Below are 19,430 nucleotides of genomic sequence, written 5' to 3' on the forward strand. Positions count from 1 at the left end.
GAACTTTGTTTAAGAATTAATAAATATTTTACGCGTTAATAAAACAATTTAACTAAATTGTTGGTGATGATGATTTATCTCATGCAAAAATATTTAAATTCCTCCAAACCATGCACCATGAAGCATATTTTTTTTCTTTTCTTCCTGATATCTTCTGCCGTTTCTGCCCAATTGTTGGAAACCTGGAGCGACAGTGATTTTACCACACCTCCTACTTGGCAGGGGGATATGCCTAAATTCACGATTAATACAACAGAACAAAAGCTTAAACTCAGCGCAGAGGCTGTAAGTTCACAAGCATATCTATCTACACCTTGCACTGCCATCAACAACGCGACATGGGAATTTTCCGTGCAGATGGATTTTAATCCTTCCAGCTCAAATTATGCCATCATTTATCTTACTTCGAACCAGGCCGGCTTTAGCAACAATATGGAAGGGTACTATGTAATGGTTGGTAACACGCAAGACGAGGTATCGTTATACAAGCAATCATCGGAGCGTATCACAAAAATAATTGATGGTACCGACAAAATATTGGATAGCTCTCCCTCTTCAGTTTCCGTGCGTGTTTTACGCGACGATTTGGGCAACTGGCAGTTATATACCAAACAAGGATCGGCCAATTACATTCTTGAAGGAGAGGTTTTTGACAATGATTTGGTGAGCTCTTCCTACTTTGGCATCTATTGCAAATACACTTCAACGCGAAGCGACAAATTTAGTTTTGGGCCAATCACTGTATCGGGAACCGGATTTATCGACACAGAAAAACCCAGGGTCATTTCGCATCAATTAATTGCAGGTAAGCAATTTGTCATTCAACTTAATAAAAACCCGAATCCTGCTTCCGTCTCTGAAAATGACTTTGAGATTGTTCCCAATTCCTTACAACCTAAATCTATTTCTGTTGATAACAGCATGATAACCCTTAATTTTAACGATTATCTGGTAGATACAGATGCAGGCCAACTCATTGTTAAAGACATTGAAGATGAGTCAGGGAATTTAATGAACGACACCGCCTTAAATTATAGTTTCGAGAGGATTAAGGTGTTAACGTCAAAAGTTACTGATGAATTTCAGCTACAACTGGCGTATAACAAAACGGTGGATGCAACTGTGATTGACACCAACCCTATTTCCAGTGCGCTTAACTTTGGAAACCCAACCTTGGTGAATGATTCCGCACTCCTGTTTAAAAGCGACAATCCAATGGCGGTGGACCAAACCTATCGTATATCCGTTTCTGGCATTTTGGCGGAATCAGGAGACATCATGAAAGACACGATCATTGACATCACTTATCGCAAACCGGGAAGGTACGATATTATTTTTACGGAGATAATGCCAGATCCAACCCCAAACATTGGACTTTACGATTCGGAATACATCGAAATCCATAACCGAAGGGACTATCCTATCAACCTGGAAGGCATGTGGTTAACGATTAATGGCAAGAAATCGGTTTTGCCCAACCACGAACTCCCTCCGGACAGTTACGCGCTTATCATCAACCAAAACGAATTGGAAAACTGGCCGAACGATTTACCTTTAATTGGAATAAAGAGTCTGCCTGCGCTAAATAACAATTCAGGAACTCTGGTTTTATATTACGCCAACAATCTGGTTAGCGATGTACTTCAGTATCCACTGATGATGGAAGAAGGCGGATTTAAAACAGAGGGAGGGTGGCCCCTGGAACGCATTGACAATGAGAATCAACAACCCGAATTCAATTGGTCATATTCGACCCATTTAGACGGGGGTACTCCTGGTTTAGATAATTCGGTTATAAACTTTAACCCGGATATTACTGCTCCTTACCTTAAATATATTTCCTATATCAACCCAAGCACTTTTGCGTTTGTCTTTAGCGAAACTTTAAAAGGACTTGACAATTTTACCCCTTCAGGCATTCAAATTGAGGGAGCTGCCATCTCGGATATCGCATATGATTCCATATTTTTGAAAAGCTTTCAAATATATTTTTCCAATGAATTACAGTTACAACAGACCTTTACGGTTAATTTCGTTTCTTCCTTATCCGATTTTGCGGATAATAATTTGTCCAGCAACCATTCTTTAAGAATAGGCATACCCGAAGCATTGGACAGTTTCGATATCGTCATTAACGAGGTGCTGTTTGACCCGGCTCCCGATGGAATAGACTTTGTGGAGCTTTATAACCGTTCTGATAAGATTCTCAACCGCAGCGATATTTACCTTTCGTCGTTAACGGATCTAGTTGCGGATGAACTGGAACAAGTGGACGATAAAAACCAACTTTTATTCCCCAGCGATTATTTGGTTGTAACCGAAGATAGCTTTGTTTTGTCGCAATTCCATCCATCCGCTATTTCCGAATTTATCAATCAATCCCACCTCCCTTCCTTAAACGATGACGAAGGAAATATTGCAATTACCAAAAACACAGGCGAAATTTTCGATTACTTTGAATACACTGACGATATGCACTTTGCGCTACTTAGAGACAAAGAAGGTGTTTCATTGGAAAGGATCAATCCGCATGCAACCACCAACAGTCCACATAACTGGCACTCAGCCTCAGAGCAAAGCGGGTATTCAACTCCCACACTTCAAAATTCACAATATGCTGAAAACCCCTTAAGAAGCAACACTAAATGGCTAAGTATCGACAAGGAAGAATTTAGTCCCAACGCCGATGGCACCAGCGACAATTTGCATATAAATTACAGTTTGGACAAAGCTGGCTGGACAGGGACGGTTGCGGTTTACAACCGATACGGCCATGTCATAAAAACAATAGCTCATAATGAACTTTTAGGATTGAAAGGCTTTTTTACCTGGGACGGCACCACCGACAATCTTGAGAAAGCGCCAATAGGCATCTATATTGTTTATGGCGATATTTTTTCGTCAACTGGAAAAACAAAGAAGGAAAAAATTACTGTCGTTTTAACCGCTGGAGCGAAAAGGGAATAACTTTTCCAAAGTATAGAAGTTTGGAAAAGGTTAATCATTTCTACAAAGAAGCTACCAGTTCTTTAATCACCAAAGTCATCGTAGGTTCAGCTTTGGCCGCTACCTCTTGCACTTCTTCGTGTGAAACCTCCACTATTTCGCCTGGCACGCCCGAATCGGTGACAATGGAAACACCAAAGCAGGTCATATCCATGTGGCGCGCAACAATTACTTCAGGTACGGTTGACATTCCAACCACATCGGCACCTAAAATCCGAAACATCTTATATTCCGCAGGCGTTTCAAATGTTGGCCCCGGGGTACCCGCATAAACACCTCTTTTAAGGTTTATCTTGTTTTTGTTGGCAATATCAAATGCTTTTGCGACAAGCTCTTTGGCGTAACACTGGCTCATATCTGGAAACCGAGGCCCCAATTCATCAAAGTTCTTGCCCATTAACGGATTGTCGCCAAACATATTAATGTGGTCATCTATAATCATCACATCACCTACCACAAAATCGGGATTTAACCCTCCACTGGCATTACTCACCAACAGCGTTTCAATACCCATCAGCTTCATCACTCTAACAGGAAATGTTACCTCTTTCATAGTATAACCTTCGTAATAGTGGAAACGACCTTGCATGGCCATAACCTCTTTTCCGCCTATTGTTCCGAAGATTAACCTACCATGATGCCCTTCGACCGTAGAAATCGGGAAGTTTGGAATATCATCGTAGTCCAAAGTGTTTTTTATATCAATTTCTCCCACCAATCCACCTAAACCCGTACCCAGAATGATACCAATTTTAGCCTCTGTTTTGGATTGCTCCAATATAAAATCAGCGGTTTCTTTTATTTTGCTTAACATAGGTGATGATTTTATCTTTAAATTCTTCTTGCTTATTGTTTAAGATCTTTATTTTTATTGGAATAAAATACAAATACTTGGCCAATAATGAGGTCTCCGGCAACACCTGACGAAACCTGACCGCATCTTTTTCTGTTGTTAAAACCAACTTGTTTTCGTTCTGTATCTTACTAAATTGAAGTTCCATTTTTTCAATATCACTCAGATTAAACTGATGATGATCAGGAAACCTCATACAACACACATCGCTGCTTATTGCTTTCATATAATTTTCGAAAGGAATTGGGTTGGCAATTCCACTTACTGAAAGCACTGATGTATCATTTAAACGATCTAAATATATTTCAGTTTGCCCCTCGAAAACGGGTTTTACTTTTTGATATCCAACCGTTGAGAAATAAACCTTCTGATTGCTTGAAGCATTAATTTTTTTTAGAAAATAGCTTTGCTGGGCTCCTGTCAAATTTTCCGGACATTTGCTGAACAGGATAATGTCAGCTCTCTTTTTTCCATTCATCGGCTCACGCAAATCTCCTGCAGGCAGCATCAAATCGCACCAAATAGGTCGGTTAAAATCAATAATCAATATATTTAATCCCGGTTTTACATACCGGTGTTGATAGGCATCATCTAGGACAATCGCATCAGGTGGACTGTCCATATCCAACAATTTTTTAATCCCGATGGCCCTTTTTTCAGCTACCGTTACCTTTACATCGGCAAATTTATCCAGGATTTGTTTAGGTTCGTCGCCAATTTCCGCAGCCGTTGAAGAAGCAGATGCCATTACTACACCTTTGGTTTCCCTTTTATATCCCCTGCTCACAAAAGCAATTTTATAATCTTCTTTTAATATCCCGATGACAAACTCGGTAACCGGAGTTTTTCCTGTACCGCCAACCGTAATATTACCCACTGAAACAACTGGCAACGGAAAACTTTCCGATTTCAATATATTTATGTTAAACATTAGATTGCGGACACGAATAACCAATCCGTATAACAACGCTATAGGAAACAGCAACATCCGTATGTATTTTATCAATTTCATGTCCGAAAAAAAAGGCCGTCTTTTCTAGACCAGCCTTTCTATTTTGCAAAGATATACAAACTTTAATTCAGCTCCAATTCATAAGGCAATCTTGCTTGTACAGGATGTATTTCTTTCATTTGATTCAAATGCTCAATCTGCTCATAATCCACCCCAAGAAATGACTCCGCTATAAACGCTTTCGCTTCGCTTCTCATATCCCTAAGGATTTCTTCAATTGGAGATAACATTTCGGGCATTTCTTTAATCCTAGCCCTTTCAAGTCCAGCTTTTTCTTTGGCAATATCGATAGCAGTTTGCAAGCCTCCCATTACATCCACCAGGTTTCTGTCCATGGCATTTTCACCGCTCCAAACCCTACCTTGTCCTATTTTGTCAATCGCCTCTTTGCTCACACTTCTACCTTCGGCACATCTCCCGATAAATACATCATAAAATCGCTCAACATACCCTTGGAACAATGCTTTTTCATCTTTGGTAAAAGGTCGGGTGATAGACGGCACATCCGCGTATTTATTGGTTTTAACGCCATCAAAAGTGAATCCCCACCTATTGGCAACAGGTTTTACATTTGGCATCATGCCAAATACACCTATGGAACCGGTTAGCGTAGCCGGGTTAGCCACAATAGTATCGGCCACACAGGCAATATAATAACCCCCCGACGCAGCCAAGTCGCCCATGGAAACAATCACAGGTTTTACTTCCTTACAAAGCTTTACCTCTCTCCAGATAATATCGGAACCTGCCCCGGAACCTCCCGGTGAATTAACTCTAAGCACTACAGCCTTGACTGACTCGTCCCTTCTGGCGTCCCTAATCGTCTTGCTCAGTTTCTCCGATTTAATTCCCTGATCACTTGTTCCATCAATCTCACCTTCTGCATAAATTACCGCAATCTTATCCTTCACTAATCCTTTGGTCTCACTTGGAACATAAACCGACTTATAGTCGGAAAACTTCACCTGCTCAATATCATCTTCCTGTTCAGTATTCGTAAGCTCCTTAAGTTCCGCAATCACCTCATCCTTGTATTTAAGGCCATCTATTATATTGCCTGTAACAAAAACATCGTTGCTGGAGAACATCCCGCCATTATCAGCCAAAGCATTAATGTCCTCCGGGGAAACACCTCTGGTTTCCGAAATTCCATCGACAATAAAATTCCATATTGAATTAACATAGGTAATGGTTTGCTCCTTGGCAGGATCGCTCATATGGTCCAACATAAATGGTTCCACGGCAGATTTAAACTTACCATGTTTAAATATCTGCATTTCTACACCGAGTTTCTCCAATGCTCCTTTAAAAAATGTACGCTCCGAGCTCAAACCTTTAAACTCCATCATTCCATGAGGCGGCAAATAAACCTTTGACGCAGCCGAAGCCAGATAATATCCTTTTTGCGAATACATAGGTGCAAAGGCATAAATAAATTTACCCGAATCTTTAAAAGCGATCAGCTCATCCCTAATCTCGCTCAAAGTGGCATATCCTGTATTCGGATTACCGCATTGCAAATAAATGCCAACTATATTCTTGTCGCGCTGTGCTTTTTTAATATTCTTAAGCACGGCGTTTAATCCTATCTGAGATTGGGAAAAGGGGGAGTCTCCCAGTAAATTGGCGAAGGGGTCATCCACACTTCTATCTTTTATAACCTTATCCAGGTCGATGGTCAATAAAGTCCCTTCTTTTATTTTAGTTTCTTTTTCTCCCGAAGACGCAATAGAGGCTATGACTCCAATAAATATCAGAACAATAAAAATCGCTGTTACTATTGAACCTATAACGGTAAGAAGTAACGATTTGAAAAATTTTGCCATAATTTGAGTTATTTTTGTGAACTATAGTAAAACAAATATATTAAAACAAATGTTATCAATACGATTTTACTCGGTAACATTTTCAACGAACTTGATTTATGCACAAGGCCATATTGCTTATTGGAGGAAACGAGGGTGACAGGCTTGGGATTATTCAAGAAGCCAGAAACTTAATCCGAGATAAGATTGGAACTATCGTTAAGGCTTCTTCTAATTACGAAAGTGAACCCTGGGGCTTTAAACACCATCAGAATTTTATTAACCAAGTAATAGAAGTGTTTACGCCACTTTCTCCGAACGAAGTGTTATTTCAAGGACAAGTTATTGAAAAGCAACTAGGTAGAAGGACCAAAACACAAGTTGGTTACGAGGCCAGAACCATGGATATTGACATCTTGTTCTATGATGATTTAATCATAGAATCATTGGAACTGGCGATTCCTCACCCAAAACTACAGGATCGAATGTTTACGGTGTTGCCACTTATCGAAGAATGGGGAAATCACATTCATCCGGTATTGAATAAGCCATTGAAACAATTACTGGAAGAATGTGATGATGATGGTTGGGTGAAAAAACTGGAATAGCCTTTACAACTTGCTACCAAATGCCAAATCACCCGCATCTCCCAAACCAGGGATTATATATTTTTTGTCGTTTAATTCCTTGTCTACCGCCCCAATCCACAAGGAAATGTTATCTGAAGCCATATTATTTCTAACATATTCCACACCTTCTTCACTGGCAATGATTGAAGCAATATGAATATGTTTTGGCGTGCCCTTTGTTAAAATTGCTTTATACGCCAATTCCATCGAAGCACCACTTGCCAACATCGGGTCGGTAACAATAACTATCTTATCGTCTAACGAAGGCGATGAAATATATTCGATATGAATATCAAAATCACCTTTTTCGTTATACTTTCTATAAGCCGAAACAAAGCAACTTTCTGCACTATCGAAATAATTAAGCACGCCCTGGTGCAATGGCAAACCAGCCCTTAAAATAGTGGCTATCACAACATTCTCGTCGTGAACAAACTCGTGTGATGTGCCGAGCGGGGTCTGGATATCAATGCTCCTGTAGTTGAGCTCCTTACTAATTTCATAAGCCAGAATCTCGCCCATACGCTCAATGTTTCTGCGGAATCTTAGGGGGTCGGTTTGAATTTCCTTGTCTCGGATTTCGGCAATAAATTGGTTAAACAAAGAATTTTGCTTGTTGAAAACGTGCGTATTCATTCTTCCTGATTTAAATATTCAACGGGTAAATAAAATAATGTATATATTTGAGTGTCGGCAAATATAAAAAAACCATGTGTTATAACGAGGTTAAAGAGATAGAACTTCCGAAAATTAAAGATTTAAGAGGGAATTTGACGTTTCTGGAACAGAACCATCACATTCCTTTTAAAATCAAAAGAGTGTATTGGATTTACGATGTTCCCGGTGGCGAGGATCGAGGAGGTCATGCATACAAAAACACATCGGAATTTATTATTCCCCTTTCTGGAGGATTTACCGTTGAAACAAGCCGGGGCGAGAAAAACAAAAACTATATATTAAGCCAAACCAACAAAGGATTATTTATCCCACCAATGACCTGGAGAAAATTCAGCAACTTTATTTCAAATAGTGTATGCCTTGTGATTAGTGATACTGATTTTAATGATTGTCAATATATCAGAGACTTTATGCAATACATTAGGATTTACAATACCCTTTAATTATGGCCAGTATCGATGATTGCAAAATAATAGAATTAAATAAAGTGGGATCTGACAAAGGGTCGTTAGCTTATACCGAGTCGGAACATTCAACACCCTTCGACATTAAAAGGGTTTATTATACCTATGATATTCCAACCGCCGCAGAAAGAGGAGGCCATGCGCATAAAGAGCAGCATGAACTTGTGTTTGCGGCAAGTGGAAGCTTTGAGGTGGTGCTTGATGACGGAAAGAAAAAGAAAACCGTATTCCTGAACAACCCCGGAAAAGGTTTACATATTATCCCTGGAATTTGGAGAGAATTGAAGTCGTTCAGTACTGCAAGCGTTGTGCTGGTAATGGCCTCCGATGTATTCCTTGACAGTGATTATATTAAGGATTATAAATTGTTTGTAAATGACTGAAGTAGTTAAATATCATTCAGGGCTAAAAGAGGCATGGGATGGGTTCGTGGAACACGCAGACAATTTTTCCTTTCTTTTTTGCCGGGATTATATGGAATACCATAGTGATCGGTTCTCTGATATGTCGCTAATGCTATATAATAAGGGATTGCTTAAAGCATTATTGCCCGGCAACATAAAAGATGACCATTTTTATAGCCATCAGGGGTTAACTTTTGGGGGCATTGTGCACCATTCGCATTTTACCTTAGAAGAAGCACGGTTACTTCTTAATAAAATTGTTTCTTATTTAAGAAACGAGAATGTGAAAAATTTTACAATTAAAATGCAACCATTTTTTTATGCTTCTTCACACACACAAATACAACAATATTTATTTGAATCACTCAAATATGAAAAACATTCTCAGCATATAGGAGCTTTTATCAATTGCAACAACCATAGTTTCCCAAAATCATCGGTAGAAAAAAGAAAGCTCAGGCTAGATAATTTCTATGTGCAAGAAGATGTATCAATAGAGGAATATTGGAAGGTTCTTGAAGAAAACCTTGCCGATCAGCACAAGTCAAAGCCCGTTCATACTTTAGCTGAAATTCAACTACTGCAAAATAAATTTCCAAAAAACATAAAGGTATTTGCCATAAAAAACAAATTTACCCATAAAATAGATGCAGGCATACTCGTATTTGATCACGGTGAGATTGTAAAAATGCAATATATAGCCACTTCTTCTGATGGACGTAAAAACAGGGCTACGCATGCTCTTTATTTTTTGTTTATATCTCACTTCAAAAAGAGTAAGAAATATATTGATATGGGCACATGTATGACAGGAGATGAAATAAACACCAGTTTGTTATATTTAAAGCAAAGATATGGGGCTGATGTATACTCTGTTAATTATTACAATCTAAACACCAATAAGCCTTAAACCATACACAAGACTTTTTTTAACACCTCCATTAAAAGGATCAATGGTAACATAGAAAAAAGTACTTTCTAAAACAATAGAAATAACCATGAGATACATATAAAAAAAGCATTTAAATTTATACTCAAAATCACCCAACCCTTATCCATAAAAACATGAAAACGTTACTGATATTAAAAAAAAACAATTATCTACCATTAGGTTTAATAATCATTACCGGGCTCTTATTAAGGGTAATAATCATATTTGCTTATTCAATACCAGTTTTTTATCCTGACAGCTACTCGTATAGAGAGTTAGCATCATATATTGCCAAAGGAAAATTACTTACCTATCCCGGATGGCGCACACCAGGTTATCCCCTTTTATTATTTATAACATTTGGGAAATACTATATTGTTGAGGTAATTCTACAAATCCTCCTTAGTATTGCATCTACTTATTTTATTTATGTCCCCCCAATATTGGTTTTTTTTTATGGCTTTTAATATCAACCGCAAACATTGGAATAAAGACATAGCAAAGGTTTTACTCATCCTCATTTTGCCTTTCTCCGCATATTTTGGATGGTGCAGTCTAAACTATCACAGCAACAACTGGTTTACCATAACTACTTTTTCTGGAATAAACCTATCTCAAACTGCAGCAAAGTTCTTTCATAAAGCCCCCGAAGAACATAAAGTTATCCGCGATATCTACCAAAAGCACATCAATATGGAGAGCAATCCCAGAACTAGAAGAAACAACAAAATTGTCTCGAATTGAACTGTCCCGCAAATTACATAAGATCAGCAAAGATTTAATCGTCATGCATCCCAAAGAATACCTTTCCCAGGTTGCACTCTCTTGGCTATCCTTTTGGAACAACAGTGACTTTCCTATAAACAATCAATATGCAAAAAATCAGCTGATAATGAACATTAGCAAACCAATCATGAAGATGCAAGCTTTAACTATAATACTAACTTTACTAAACATTTTTCTAATCCCATTAATTGCATTTTCTTTATTTTCAAATATAAAACACAAAAAGTTGTTCAACTTCAACACCATCCTTGTTGCCATTATTATCGTCGGCTCCATTTTACAGGCAATGGACACGTATGGAGGCAGTTCAAGGTTTGCCTTCCCGTTTATTCCATTGATATTGATTTTTTTGGCCAGCTCAATTAAGAACAGAAAACTTAACTCCTGAATTATTTCTAATGATTAACTCATTGACTTCGATACGCTTTTTATTTGCCTTTATGGTGTTTTTATCTCACCTAAGCTTTTTAAGAACAGAAGAGAATACTTTTTCTAGTTGGTTATTTGACAATATATTTAAAGAGGGGGCATTGGGTGTAAGTTTTTTCTTTGTACTTAGCGGCTTCATTTTATCTTACCGATATCAGAATAGGTTTACCAACGGTTTACAATCAAGATCCTTTTTTTATATCGGAAGGATCTCCCGCATCTATCCTTTACATATATTCACTTTTATCATCTCCCTGCCATTCGTTTTCCGTACATACGAAGGAAAAATTCTAAATCTTCTTGCTAAAGGATTTTTTAACCTTTCGCTAACTCAAAGTTTCATCCCAAAAAAAAGCGTATATTTCTCGTTCAACATGCCCTCCTGGAGTTTATCCGACGAAATGTTTTTTTACTTCCTTTTCCCGCTTCTTTCTTTACGGATTAAACCAAACAACTTAAAACTAAATACATACATAGCTGTGTCTCTAACAATTTTGATACTAATCTTACTTACACTTGTTCCTTCAAATCTGCACCACCAATTCTTTTATATTAATCCGATAATAAGACTTTATGATTTTGTTATGGGAATATTCCTTTTTGGGTTTTACAATCGGCTTAAACAAACTAAACTTAAATTTGGAACCCTTTTTGAACTTTTATCAATAATATCTTTTTGCATTCTATTTGCTTTGCATAACAACACCCCCACCCTAGTGGTTAACTCAATTTATTATATGGTTCCAATATGCTTGATAATATTAAGCACATCACTAGAACAGGGCAAAGTATCTCAATTACTGCAATGCAAATTATTTGTGATTTTAGGAGAAATAAGCTTTGCCTTTTACATGATTCACCAATTAGTCATAAGATATTATCTTATTGCATTCCCTATGCCTCTATTGAATCATTTTTTAGATGTACTCCTATTACTATTTGTCTCAATAATTTTAAGCTACCTTACTTACAAACATATTGAATTGAAATCTAAAAATTTGATTCGAAAATATTATAGTAAGCAAAAAACAGAACCATGTAATTGATTACAATTTGTTCTCCTCTATTGTAAGCTCTATATTAAAATACTTTTCAGTTTCATAGATCACGTCATCAATAACACTCAAATCACGAACCTGGATGTTGTACACCGAAATAATACTGCTTACCACATCGTCATGACTTATCGATTCACCGGGCTTCTTTATTGGATAATCATTTAAAATATTAAAAAAACTATTCGATTGAATAGAAACAGATTTAAATACACCGCATTCTTTAGATCTTAGAATAAATTGAAAAACTCTTTTATCAATCTTATATTTTGGAATAACAACCTTGTTCCCTACTGCAATATCAAAAGCATACCTGATCAAATTCAAATTACAAACCCTACTAATTACTTTGGGAATATAGTTACCCCCGAACCTTGGAGCAAGTTCAATAAAATACACCTTCTCTTCCTTGTCAATTCTAATTTCAATATTGATTCCCCCATTTGCATAGCCTACTAGTTTTAAAAACCTGCGTAGGTCATCTTCAATTTTTCGCAACAAGTAATCTGGAGCAAAGGATGGAAAAGTAGTCGCAACCGGAGCGAAATGCAAATGTCCTTCTCCAAAATACTGATCACCCAAACAACAAAACTTTAGTTCCCCATTTTGAACTAAAGCATCCCCATGAATTTGTTTAAACCCAGTATCTATAAACTCTTCCACAATAACCTTTTTCTCAATAGAAAACCTTAATGCAGATCCGATTTTATTTTTAAGTTCCTGAATATTCTTTACGACATGCACCCCCTTACTTCCAGACCTATCGATAGGTTTTACAATTAAAGGAAATCGAAGGTTTTCCAAATTAATTTCCTCAAAACCCACAACTACCTGAAATGAAGGAACAAGAAAATCATTCTCCTTTAAAAAAGCTCTAAACCTACTCTTATTTGCCATGATTACAACCGAATCCAGAACGTTACCGACAAGGTTCATTTTTTCGGCAATATATGAGGCTGAGATCGCTCCAATATCTGTACTATATGCTGCAACAGCATCAATGTTATTATCTTTTGCAAAGCGCAATAATCCTTCATGATCCAGCAAACTAATATTTACAAACTTATCAGAAAATTGATGACCTACATTATACGGATTATTATCGCATGTAATTACTTGATAACCATTCCTCTTTGCTTCTTTTATCAAATCAACATGATCAAATAGGGCTGGCAACACTAATATACTCTTACATTTCTTTTGCATTTGATTATTAAAATCTTAAAAGTACTATTAAATATATGACGAATAAATAAATTGTCGATCTCATTTCAATAATTAAATTTGACTAATATATTTAGACTTGTAATTGAAACAATAAGAATGAAGGTATTATTATTGGGCGAATTCAGCGGTATGCATCAAAATTTAGCCATTGGCTTGCGTAAATTTGGTGTAGATGTTACGGTAGCTTCTGATGGCGATGGATGGAAAAACTACCCGCGAGATATAGATTTATCTCGCGACATAAAAAGAAATAGCTTTTTATATTTGCTTAAGCTTTTACGAAACATCCCGAACTTATCAGGTTATGATGTAGTTCAATTAAACTGCCCAAAACCTTTTAATGCGACTGCGACATTTAATCGCATTGCGTTTAACTTTTTAAAACAACTCAACAAAAATATTTTTTTGGGAGCCCACGGCATGGACACCCGTTATATTTCCTTTGCACTTGATGGTAAATTAAAATACTCCGTATTTCAAATACCGTCGATCCAGAATGACCCACATATTAAGGAATTAAGAAATTTAATTAAATACAAATCAGAACTTAAGCTCAACGATAAAATAGCATCTCAAAGCAAAGGGATTATTGCTTCTTCAATAGGATATTATTTATCCTATACGGATTATTTTTCTTCAAAAACAACTTACATTCCATTATCCATAGATACTACAAAATATACTTACACTAGTACTATTGGCGATAATCCACAGAAAATTAAATTCTTTTTAGGCATGATGGAAGGACGAATTGTAAGGAAAGGAACGGATATAATCCACAAAGTATTATTAGAATTAAAAAGAAGATATCCGAACGATGTTGAACTAACAATTGTTAAATCCGTACCTTTTAACGAATATCAAAATTTATTAAATAGTTCCCACGTGCTGTGTGATCAAATGTATGCTTATGGGATTGGATTAAACGGATTAATTGCACAAGCTAAAGGGCTTATTGTTTGTGGAGGAGCTGACGAAGAAATGTACAAGGCATTAGGGGAACAAAACAACAAACCAATAGTAAACATAAACGTTTCAGAAGATGAAATGCTCAAATCTTTTGAATTTTTAATAAAAAACAAGGATAAGCTAAAAGAGATATCTATAAAAAACAGAGCTTTTGTTGTAAAACATCATGATTCTAAAACCGTTGCAAACAGGTATATTGAATTCTGGAAAGAGAAAATAGAAACCACAAATTAGGTTATGAGTACACTTAAAACCAAAATAAATAACCTGCTATTTTTATATAAAAACAGCCAGCTAATAAAAGTATCTTCTAAAAACGCAACACAGGTAATCGTTCGACTTTTAATGGGACTTTTAAATATTAAAATAACATCCTTACTTGTTGGAGCGTCGGGCATGGCATTATTAAGCCAATTTTATAACGTAATACAATTCTCGACAAATATTGCAAATGGAGGAATTATGCATGGAGTAACCAAACTAACCGCACAATTTGAACACTCATATAACAAAAGAAAACTTGTTGTTCATAACGCCCTTTTAATAACACTAGTTTTTACATTAATTCCTTCTTGTACCCTACTATTGTTCTCGGAGAAAATAGCCATTTCATTTCTATACGACATTAAATACAGTGGAGTATTAAGAGCCTCCGGCATCCTAATTTTTTCAATGGCGTTAAACAACCTTTTACTAGCATACACAAACGGAATACAGGATTATAAAAGATATATTCATTTAAATATCGCAGCTTCGATAATTTCAACCATCATAACTTTACCTGCCATTTATTTTTATGGCGTCAACGGAGGATTATGGGCTCAATATATCGCCGCATTAACAATTACATTAATAACTATAATAAAAATCCATGATTACTTACCTTCAATACATAAATTAATCTTTTCTAAAACAATCAGTACACGCTTAATAAAATTTGGGCTTATGTTACTTGTTGCATCTAGCACAACCCCGTTAGTAAGTATTTCTATAAGAAACGTTATAGTTGAGAACTGCTCTCTAGACCAAGCTGGATGGTGGGATGGCATAAACAAGATATCAAGCACCTATATATCGTTGATAATATCTATGTTAAGCTTGTACTTCCTACCTAAGATATCTAAAACAATGAGCACAAAAGAGCTTAACTCAGAGATCAAACAATCATTGTTAGTCACCATTCCATTTGTTGCCTTGGGTAGCTTTCTTATTTACTTTTTTCGTGATTTAATAATCTCACTTCTTTTTACAGAACAATTTCGGAATATGAGATATTTGTTCATATTCCAATGTATAGGGGATGTTGTTAGAATTTTCAATTGGTTTTTTGCAATCACTGTTATGATGAGAGAGCAAACCAAGGAGTATATAATAGTAGAACTTACAATGGCTTTAATTATTATCGGCAGCGCATATCTTGTCATACCCAAAATGGGAATTATTGGAAGCACCGTCATCTATACAATAAACACATTTATATATTCTATATTTGTAATAACCATTTACAAAAGAATGATAAGAAAAAGTCGTAAAACATAATTAACACTTAATGGACAAAAAGATTAAAGTATGTTTGGTCGCTACATGTCTGGACAATGGCGGTGCTGAAAAGTCAATTGCCGTGCTTTCTGAGTTGTTATATAACAAGGGGTATGATGTACACATCATTACCCTTATAAATAGGATTGTATTTAATTATTCTGGTAAATTAATAAATCTCGGTTTACAAAAAGATGAAAACGACAGCATATTTGGAAAAATAAAGCGCTTTTGTTTCTTTAGGAATTATCTTGAAGAAAATGAATTTGATTTTATTATAGACAACAGATCACATCAACACTCTTTCCGAGAATTATTCTATTTACTTTTTATTTACCGTAACAATAGAATTATTTATATCGTGCGCAGTAACAATCTTGATTTTTATTTCCCTCCAAACAAATGGATCTCAGAACTAATGGTTAAGAAATCCGAAATTATAATTTGCGTGTCCAAAGCAATAGAAACGATTATTCAAAACACCTTTAACATTAGCCGTACCAAAACAATTTACAACACCTCAACCACCTCAACAATACCACCTCTTGTTAATAATCTATCAAAAACTAATTATATCCTCTATCTCGGTCAACTTAACGACGAAATAAAAAACATTAGCTTGCTTATAGATTCCTATAACCACTCAATATTGAGAAAAAAAGTAAAACTTGAGTTATTTGGCAAAGGGCCAGACAAACAAATGCTACAAGACAAAATTGATAAATTAGGCATTTCTGATTTCGTAAGAATAAATCCTTTCACTATTGATATCGTAGATAAAATAATTCATGCAAAATTTTTGGTATTAACAAGTCGATTTGAAGGTTTCCCTAGGGTTTTGGTGGAAGCCCTTCGATTAGGAACACCCGTAGTTTCCGTTGACTGTCAAACGGGTCCCAGCGAAATCGTAAAAAATGAAGAAAACGGCCTGTTAATCGAAAATCACAACTACCATGCTCTGGCTGCAGCGATGACCAGAATGTATGAGGACGAAGAACTTTATAATAAGTGTAAGAAAAATGCCGCATGTAGCGTTTCTCACCTCCATCCTGATTCCATAGCTCACGAATGGGATACTTTACTAAAACAACTACTTTAATATGAAAAATAATATCCCCTTAGTATTTTGTTTCGACGACAATTATTTACTTCCAGCTTTAATTAGCATATATTCTTTGCTCAAAAATTCCAATGGAGGAAAAAACTTGCATATATATATTCTGCACAATAAAAAAAACTTAAGCCAACACAGTATAGATCAGATATTATTATTAAAAAGCCACTTTGGTAATTGTAATTTTTATTTTATCGACCTCGGAAATTCATTCATAGATCATCATACAACTGACCTTTCGATTGAAACTTACTTTCGACTTGCAATACCTGATTATTTACACAATTATGACAAAGTGATTTATTGTGATTCAGACACTATCTTCATAAATGATATTTCCGAACTATACCAAACAAACATCAACAACTACTCACTTGCTGCCGTAAAAGAAAGCCTTACCGAAATCAATCCCAATTACAAATATTTTCTAAAGAAAAACCGCTTTGACCCCGATAAATACTTCAATGCCGGTTTATTGATTTTCAACAACAAAAAAATAAATCACCACAAAATATTTTCAGATCAAATTAAAACCTTTAGCCATAAAAAGTTTAGATATGCAGATCAGGACATTCTTAACACCATATTTAAAGATGATGTCTATTATTTAGATGCAAGTTACAATTACACCTCAAACCACCTTAAACAAGACAATCTTAACTTTCCTAAAATCATCCATTACATCTATAATAAACCTTGGAAAGAGCCTTGTGCATTTTCGGATATATGGTGGTCGTACTATAGAACATCTCCGTTTTACGACGAACAATACTATCTAACCCAAACTTCAATAATATACGAAGACATAAAAAAACATTTATCAGTTGGCAATAAACTTAAAAATATAGGTGCCTACCACTTAATTATTAAAATTAAAGGTGCATTGCAAAGGATAAGATAAGTTTTCTAAATCTCTCCCTCATCGGCAAAGCTATAATATCCGTTATCGGTGACTATTACATGGTCAAGAATTGGGATTTCCATAACCTTTCCTGCCTCAACCAGCTTTTTAGTGTTTGATACGTCGTGGGAGCTAGGCCTGAGATTGCCCGATGGATGATTATGACATAATATGATAGATGATGCTAGCTGATCGATAGCGCCTTTCATAATCAGTTTTGAATCGATTACGGTTCCGGAAATACCCCCTTGGCTAATTTTTTGGGTAGAGAGAACTTTGTTTGCACGATTCAGAAGCACAACCCAAAACTCTTCGTGAGGCAAATCTGCCAAAATGGGGTGCATTAAATCATAAATATCGCGACTAGCCGTTATTTTACACTTCTCTTTTGCTTCACTTAGCTTTCGGCGCCTGCCGAGTTCCATGGCAGCCACAATGGAAATTGCCTTCGCTTCTCCAATCCCACTATAGCCCCGCTTAAGTTTGTCGATGGTTAGCTTTCCTAACTCATTCAAATTATTGTTTACATCGTTTAAAATCCGTTTGGAGACATCAACGGCCGACTCATTTCTATTGCCCGACCCAATTAATATGGCGATTAATTCTGCGTTGGACAAACTGGATATTCCTTTGGAAAGTAACTTTTCTCTGGGCCTATCTTCTACTGCCCAATTTTTGATACTTAGTTTTTGGTAAGTCATGGTCATCGATTATACTTTTATAAAACCAACTGAAACCTTATAACCAGTGCAAATTAAAACATTTGCTCTGGCCAGTCCCGTTTAGCTAAAAGATAATAAATATCTTGTTGCGAACAAACCATGGGATACAAAAAAACCTTCATGAAAAAGCATGAAGGTTCTTTCGAGTACTCCGTAGGGGAATCGAACCCCTGTTACCAGGATGAAAACCTGGCGTCCTAACCCCTAGACGAACGGAGCAAACTAAGCTTTTATTAAAGCTTATTAATATGCTTGGCTAACTTAGATTTTAAGTTAGACGCCTTATTCTTATGAATAATGTTTCTTTTGGCCAATTTATCAAGCATTCCTGCAACTTTTGGAAACATTTCCGAAGCAGCTTCTTTTTCACCTGTATCACGCAACTTTTTTACAGCATTACGAGCTGTTTTTGCAAAATACTTATTGTGCACTCTTTTTTTCTCTGCTTGACGAATTCTTTTTAACGCCGACTTATGATTTGCCATCTTATATAACCTAAAATTATCGAATCTTCAAAATGTACTCCGTAGGGGAATCGAACCCCTGTTACCAGGATGAAAACCTGGCGTCCTAACCCCTAGACGAACGGAGCATCAAAGCATTTGAACGTCTCTTTGTTTCCAAATGCGGATGCAAAGATATATCAAAATGCATTCACTCCAAATATTTTTTAAAAAAAAATAAAAATATTTTCCTACTCCATTAAAACACAACAAGCTGCATGCCTACAAACGCCTAATTAAAACGCAATATTATTATCTGAAAGAAAAAAGATGACAGTTATTTTGTATTATAAACGTAAACTTCTTTACATTTGCAGCTACATATTTTAAGGATAGTGGATGGATTTGACTGATTGCAACCACTCTAAAAAAGTGCTAAAACGCATAATTCCTTTCCTTTTTT

The 19,430-nt window shown here is 36.2% G+C and carries 17 protein-coding genes and 2 tRNA genes; 10 read left to right on the forward strand and 9 right to left on the reverse strand.

Annotated elements, in window-relative coordinates; translation table 11 throughout:
- Window positions 1–117: 117 nt before the first annotated feature.
- Complete coding sequence (locus tag ACRD64_RS18365) at window positions 118–2,967, forward strand: gliding motility-associated C-terminal domain-containing protein (RefSeq protein ID WP_430934923.1); 2,850 nt, start codon at window positions 118–120, stop codon at window positions 2,965–2,967.
- A 40-nt stretch (window positions 2,968–3,007) separates the two neighbouring features.
- On the opposite strand, the gene ACRD64_RS18370 is transcribed toward ACRD64_RS18365, so the two are convergent.
- The 3 genes from ACRD64_RS18370 to sppA all read right to left on the reverse strand — a co-directional run bounded on the left by ACRD64_RS18370 (window position 3,008) and on the right by sppA (window position 6,697).
- Complete coding sequence (locus ACRD64_RS18370; RefSeq protein WP_430934924.1) at window positions 3,008–3,820, reverse strand: purine-nucleoside phosphorylase; 813 nt, start codon at window positions 3,818–3,820, stop codon at window positions 3,008–3,010.
- Window positions 3,792–4,847, reverse strand: coding sequence for a tetraacyldisaccharide 4'-kinase (gene lpxK, locus ACRD64_RS18375; RefSeq protein ID WP_430934925.1), 1,056 nt, complete (start codon window positions 4,845–4,847; stop codon window positions 3,792–3,794). The genes ACRD64_RS18370 and lpxK overlap by 29 nt, the downstream gene beginning before the upstream one ends.
- 86 nt (window positions 4,848–4,933) lie before the next feature.
- Complete coding sequence (sppA, locus tag ACRD64_RS18380) at window positions 4,934–6,697, reverse strand: signal peptide peptidase SppA (RefSeq protein WP_430934926.1); 1,764 nt, start codon at window positions 6,695–6,697, stop codon at window positions 4,934–4,936.
- A 98-nt stretch (window positions 6,698–6,795) separates the two neighbouring features.
- On the opposite strand from sppA, the gene folK reads away from it, so the two are divergent.
- Window positions 6,796–7,284, forward strand: a complete 489-nt coding sequence (gene folK, locus ACRD64_RS18385) for a 2-amino-4-hydroxy-6-hydroxymethyldihydropteridine diphosphokinase (protein WP_430934927.1) — start codon at window positions 6,796–6,798, stop codon at window positions 7,282–7,284.
- Between the two features lie 3 nt (window positions 7,285–7,287).
- On the opposite strand, the gene upp is transcribed toward folK, so the two are convergent.
- Window positions 7,288–7,941: a uracil phosphoribosyltransferase gene (gene upp, locus ACRD64_RS18390; protein ID WP_430934928.1), complete on the reverse strand. Its 654-nt coding sequence runs from the start codon at window positions 7,939–7,941 to the stop codon at window positions 7,288–7,290.
- A 74-nt stretch (window positions 7,942–8,015) separates the two neighbouring features.
- On the opposite strand from upp, the gene ACRD64_RS18395 reads away from it, so the two are divergent.
- The 4 genes from ACRD64_RS18395 to ACRD64_RS18410 all read left to right on the forward strand — a co-directional run bounded on the left by ACRD64_RS18395 (window position 8,016) and on the right by ACRD64_RS18410 (window position 12,043).
- On the forward strand, window positions 8,016–8,426 hold the full coding sequence (locus ACRD64_RS18395; RefSeq protein WP_430934929.1) for a sugar 3,4-ketoisomerase: 411 nt from the start codon (window positions 8,016–8,018) through the stop codon (window positions 8,424–8,426).
- Window positions 8,427–8,428: 2 nt separating this feature from the next.
- Window positions 8,429–8,830, forward strand: coding sequence for a sugar 3,4-ketoisomerase (locus tag ACRD64_RS18400; protein ID WP_430934930.1), 402 nt, complete (start codon window positions 8,429–8,431; stop codon window positions 8,828–8,830).
- The gene (locus ACRD64_RS18405) at window positions 8,823–9,761 is read left to right on the forward strand and encodes a hypothetical protein (protein ID WP_430934931.1); all 939 of its coding nucleotides are present in this window, start codon (window positions 8,823–8,825) and stop codon (window positions 9,759–9,761) included. Before ACRD64_RS18400 ends, ACRD64_RS18405 begins: the two co-directional genes overlap by 8 nt.
- A gap of 1,205 nt (window positions 9,762–10,966) precedes the next feature.
- Window positions 10,967–12,043 carry an acyltransferase family protein gene (locus ACRD64_RS18410; RefSeq protein ID WP_430934932.1) on the forward strand — a complete coding sequence of 359 codons (1,077 nt, stop codon included), beginning with the start codon at window positions 10,967–10,969 and terminating at the stop codon, window positions 12,041–12,043.
- On the opposite strand, the gene ACRD64_RS18415 is transcribed toward ACRD64_RS18410, so the two are convergent.
- A complete protein-coding gene (locus ACRD64_RS18415; RefSeq protein WP_430934933.1) occupies window positions 12,044–13,258 on the reverse strand; it encodes an ATP-grasp domain-containing protein in 1,215 nt (404 codons plus the stop codon).
- Between the two features lie 117 nt (window positions 13,259–13,375).
- Between ACRD64_RS18415 and ACRD64_RS18420 the strand changes: the two genes are divergently transcribed.
- Genes ACRD64_RS18420 through ACRD64_RS18435 form a run of 4 tightly spaced genes read left to right on the forward strand, consistent with a single transcriptional unit; the run spans window position 13,376 to window position 17,802 of the window.
- Complete coding sequence (locus tag ACRD64_RS18420; protein WP_430934934.1) at window positions 13,376–14,482, forward strand: glycosyltransferase; 1,107 nt, start codon at window positions 13,376–13,378, stop codon at window positions 14,480–14,482.
- Between the two features lie 3 nt (window positions 14,483–14,485).
- The gene (locus ACRD64_RS18425) at window positions 14,486–15,787 is read left to right on the forward strand and encodes an O-antigen translocase (RefSeq protein WP_430934935.1); all 1,302 of its coding nucleotides are present in this window, start codon (window positions 14,486–14,488) and stop codon (window positions 15,785–15,787) included.
- 10 nt (window positions 15,788–15,797) lie between these two features.
- Complete coding sequence (locus ACRD64_RS18430; RefSeq protein WP_430934936.1) at window positions 15,798–16,886, forward strand: glycosyltransferase; 1,089 nt, start codon at window positions 15,798–15,800, stop codon at window positions 16,884–16,886.
- Window position 16,887: 1 nt separating this feature from the next.
- Window positions 16,888–17,802: a glycosyltransferase family 8 protein gene (locus ACRD64_RS18435; protein WP_430934937.1), complete on the forward strand. Its 915-nt coding sequence runs from the start codon at window positions 16,888–16,890 to the stop codon at window positions 17,800–17,802.
- Between the two features lie 5 nt (window positions 17,803–17,807).
- Here the strand turns inward: ACRD64_RS18435 and radC are convergent, their stop codons facing one another.
- The 4 genes from radC to ACRD64_RS18455 form a co-directional block, all read right to left on the reverse strand.
- Entirely contained in the window at window positions 17,808–18,503 is a 696-nt protein-coding gene (gene radC, locus ACRD64_RS18440; protein WP_430934938.1) for a RadC family protein, read from the reverse strand.
- A gap of 168 nt (window positions 18,504–18,671) precedes the next feature.
- Window positions 18,672–18,743: transfer RNA gene (locus ACRD64_RS18445), tRNA-Glu, on the reverse strand.
- Between the two features lie 14 nt (window positions 18,744–18,757).
- Window positions 18,758–19,009 (reverse strand): 30S ribosomal protein S20, encoded by a 252-nt coding sequence (gene rpsT, locus ACRD64_RS18450; RefSeq protein WP_430934939.1) that lies wholly within the window; start codon window positions 19,007–19,009, stop codon window positions 18,758–18,760.
- A gap of 35 nt (window positions 19,010–19,044) precedes the next feature.
- Window positions 19,045–19,116 (reverse strand) — tRNA-Glu (locus ACRD64_RS18455).
- Between the last annotated feature and the right edge of the window lie 314 nt (window positions 19,117–19,430).

Source organism: Saccharicrinis sp. 156, assembly GCF_050589685.1.
Taxonomy (GTDB): Bacteria; Bacteroidota; Bacteroidia; order Bacteroidales; family Marinilabiliaceae; genus Saccharicrinis.

What these genes read in the sequence shown, in the direction of transcription:
- ACRD64_RS18365 (WP_430934923.1), top strand. Translation starts at nt 118, where the DNA reads ATGAAGCATATTTTTTTTCTTTTCTTCCTGATATCTTCTGCCGTTTCT.
- ACRD64_RS18370 (WP_430934924.1), bottom strand. Translation starts at nt 3,820, where the DNA reads ATGTTAAGCAAAATAAAAGAAACCGCTGATTTTATATTGGAGCAATCC.
- upp (WP_430934928.1), bottom strand. Translation starts at nt 7,941, where the DNA reads ATGAATACGCACGTTTTCAACAAGCAAAATTCTTTGTTTAACCAATTT.
- ACRD64_RS18425 (WP_430934935.1), top strand. Translation starts at nt 14,486, where the DNA reads ATGAGTACACTTAAAACCAAAATAAATAACCTGCTATTTTTATATAAA.
- ACRD64_RS18410 (WP_430934932.1), top strand. Translation starts at nt 10,967, where the DNA reads ATGATTAACTCATTGACTTCGATACGCTTTTTATTTGCCTTTATGGTG.
- ACRD64_RS18415 (WP_430934933.1), bottom strand. Translation starts at nt 13,258, where the DNA reads ATGCAAAAGAAATGTAAGAGTATATTAGTGTTGCCAGCCCTATTTGAT.
- radC (WP_430934938.1), bottom strand. Translation starts at nt 18,503, where the DNA reads ATGACTTACCAAAAACTAAGTATCAAAAATTGGGCAGTAGAAGATAGG.
- ACRD64_RS18395 (WP_430934929.1), top strand. Translation starts at nt 8,016, where the DNA reads ATGTGTTATAACGAGGTTAAAGAGATAGAACTTCCGAAAATTAAAGAT.
- ACRD64_RS18435 (WP_430934937.1), top strand. Translation starts at nt 16,888, where the DNA reads ATGAAAAATAATATCCCCTTAGTATTTTGTTTCGACGACAATTATTTA.
- rpsT (WP_430934939.1), bottom strand. Translation starts at nt 19,009, where the DNA reads ATGGCAAATCATAAGTCGGCGTTAAAAAGAATTCGTCAAGCAGAGAAA.
- ACRD64_RS18405 (WP_430934931.1), top strand. Translation starts at nt 8,823, where the DNA reads ATGACTGAAGTAGTTAAATATCATTCAGGGCTAAAAGAGGCATGGGAT.
- ACRD64_RS18420 (WP_430934934.1), top strand. Translation starts at nt 13,376, where the DNA reads ATGAAGGTATTATTATTGGGCGAATTCAGCGGTATGCATCAAAATTTA.
- sppA (WP_430934926.1), bottom strand. Translation starts at nt 6,697, where the DNA reads ATGGCAAAATTTTTCAAATCGTTACTTCTTACCGTTATAGGTTCAATA.
- ACRD64_RS18400 (WP_430934930.1), top strand. Translation starts at nt 8,429, where the DNA reads ATGGCCAGTATCGATGATTGCAAAATAATAGAATTAAATAAAGTGGGA.
- ACRD64_RS18430 (WP_430934936.1), top strand. Translation starts at nt 15,798, where the DNA reads ATGGACAAAAAGATTAAAGTATGTTTGGTCGCTACATGTCTGGACAAT.
- lpxK (WP_430934925.1), bottom strand. Translation starts at nt 4,847, where the DNA reads ATGTTGCTGTTTCCTATAGCGTTGTTATACGGATTGGTTATTCGTGTC.
- folK (WP_430934927.1), top strand. Translation starts at nt 6,796, where the DNA reads ATGCACAAGGCCATATTGCTTATTGGAGGAAACGAGGGTGACAGGCTT.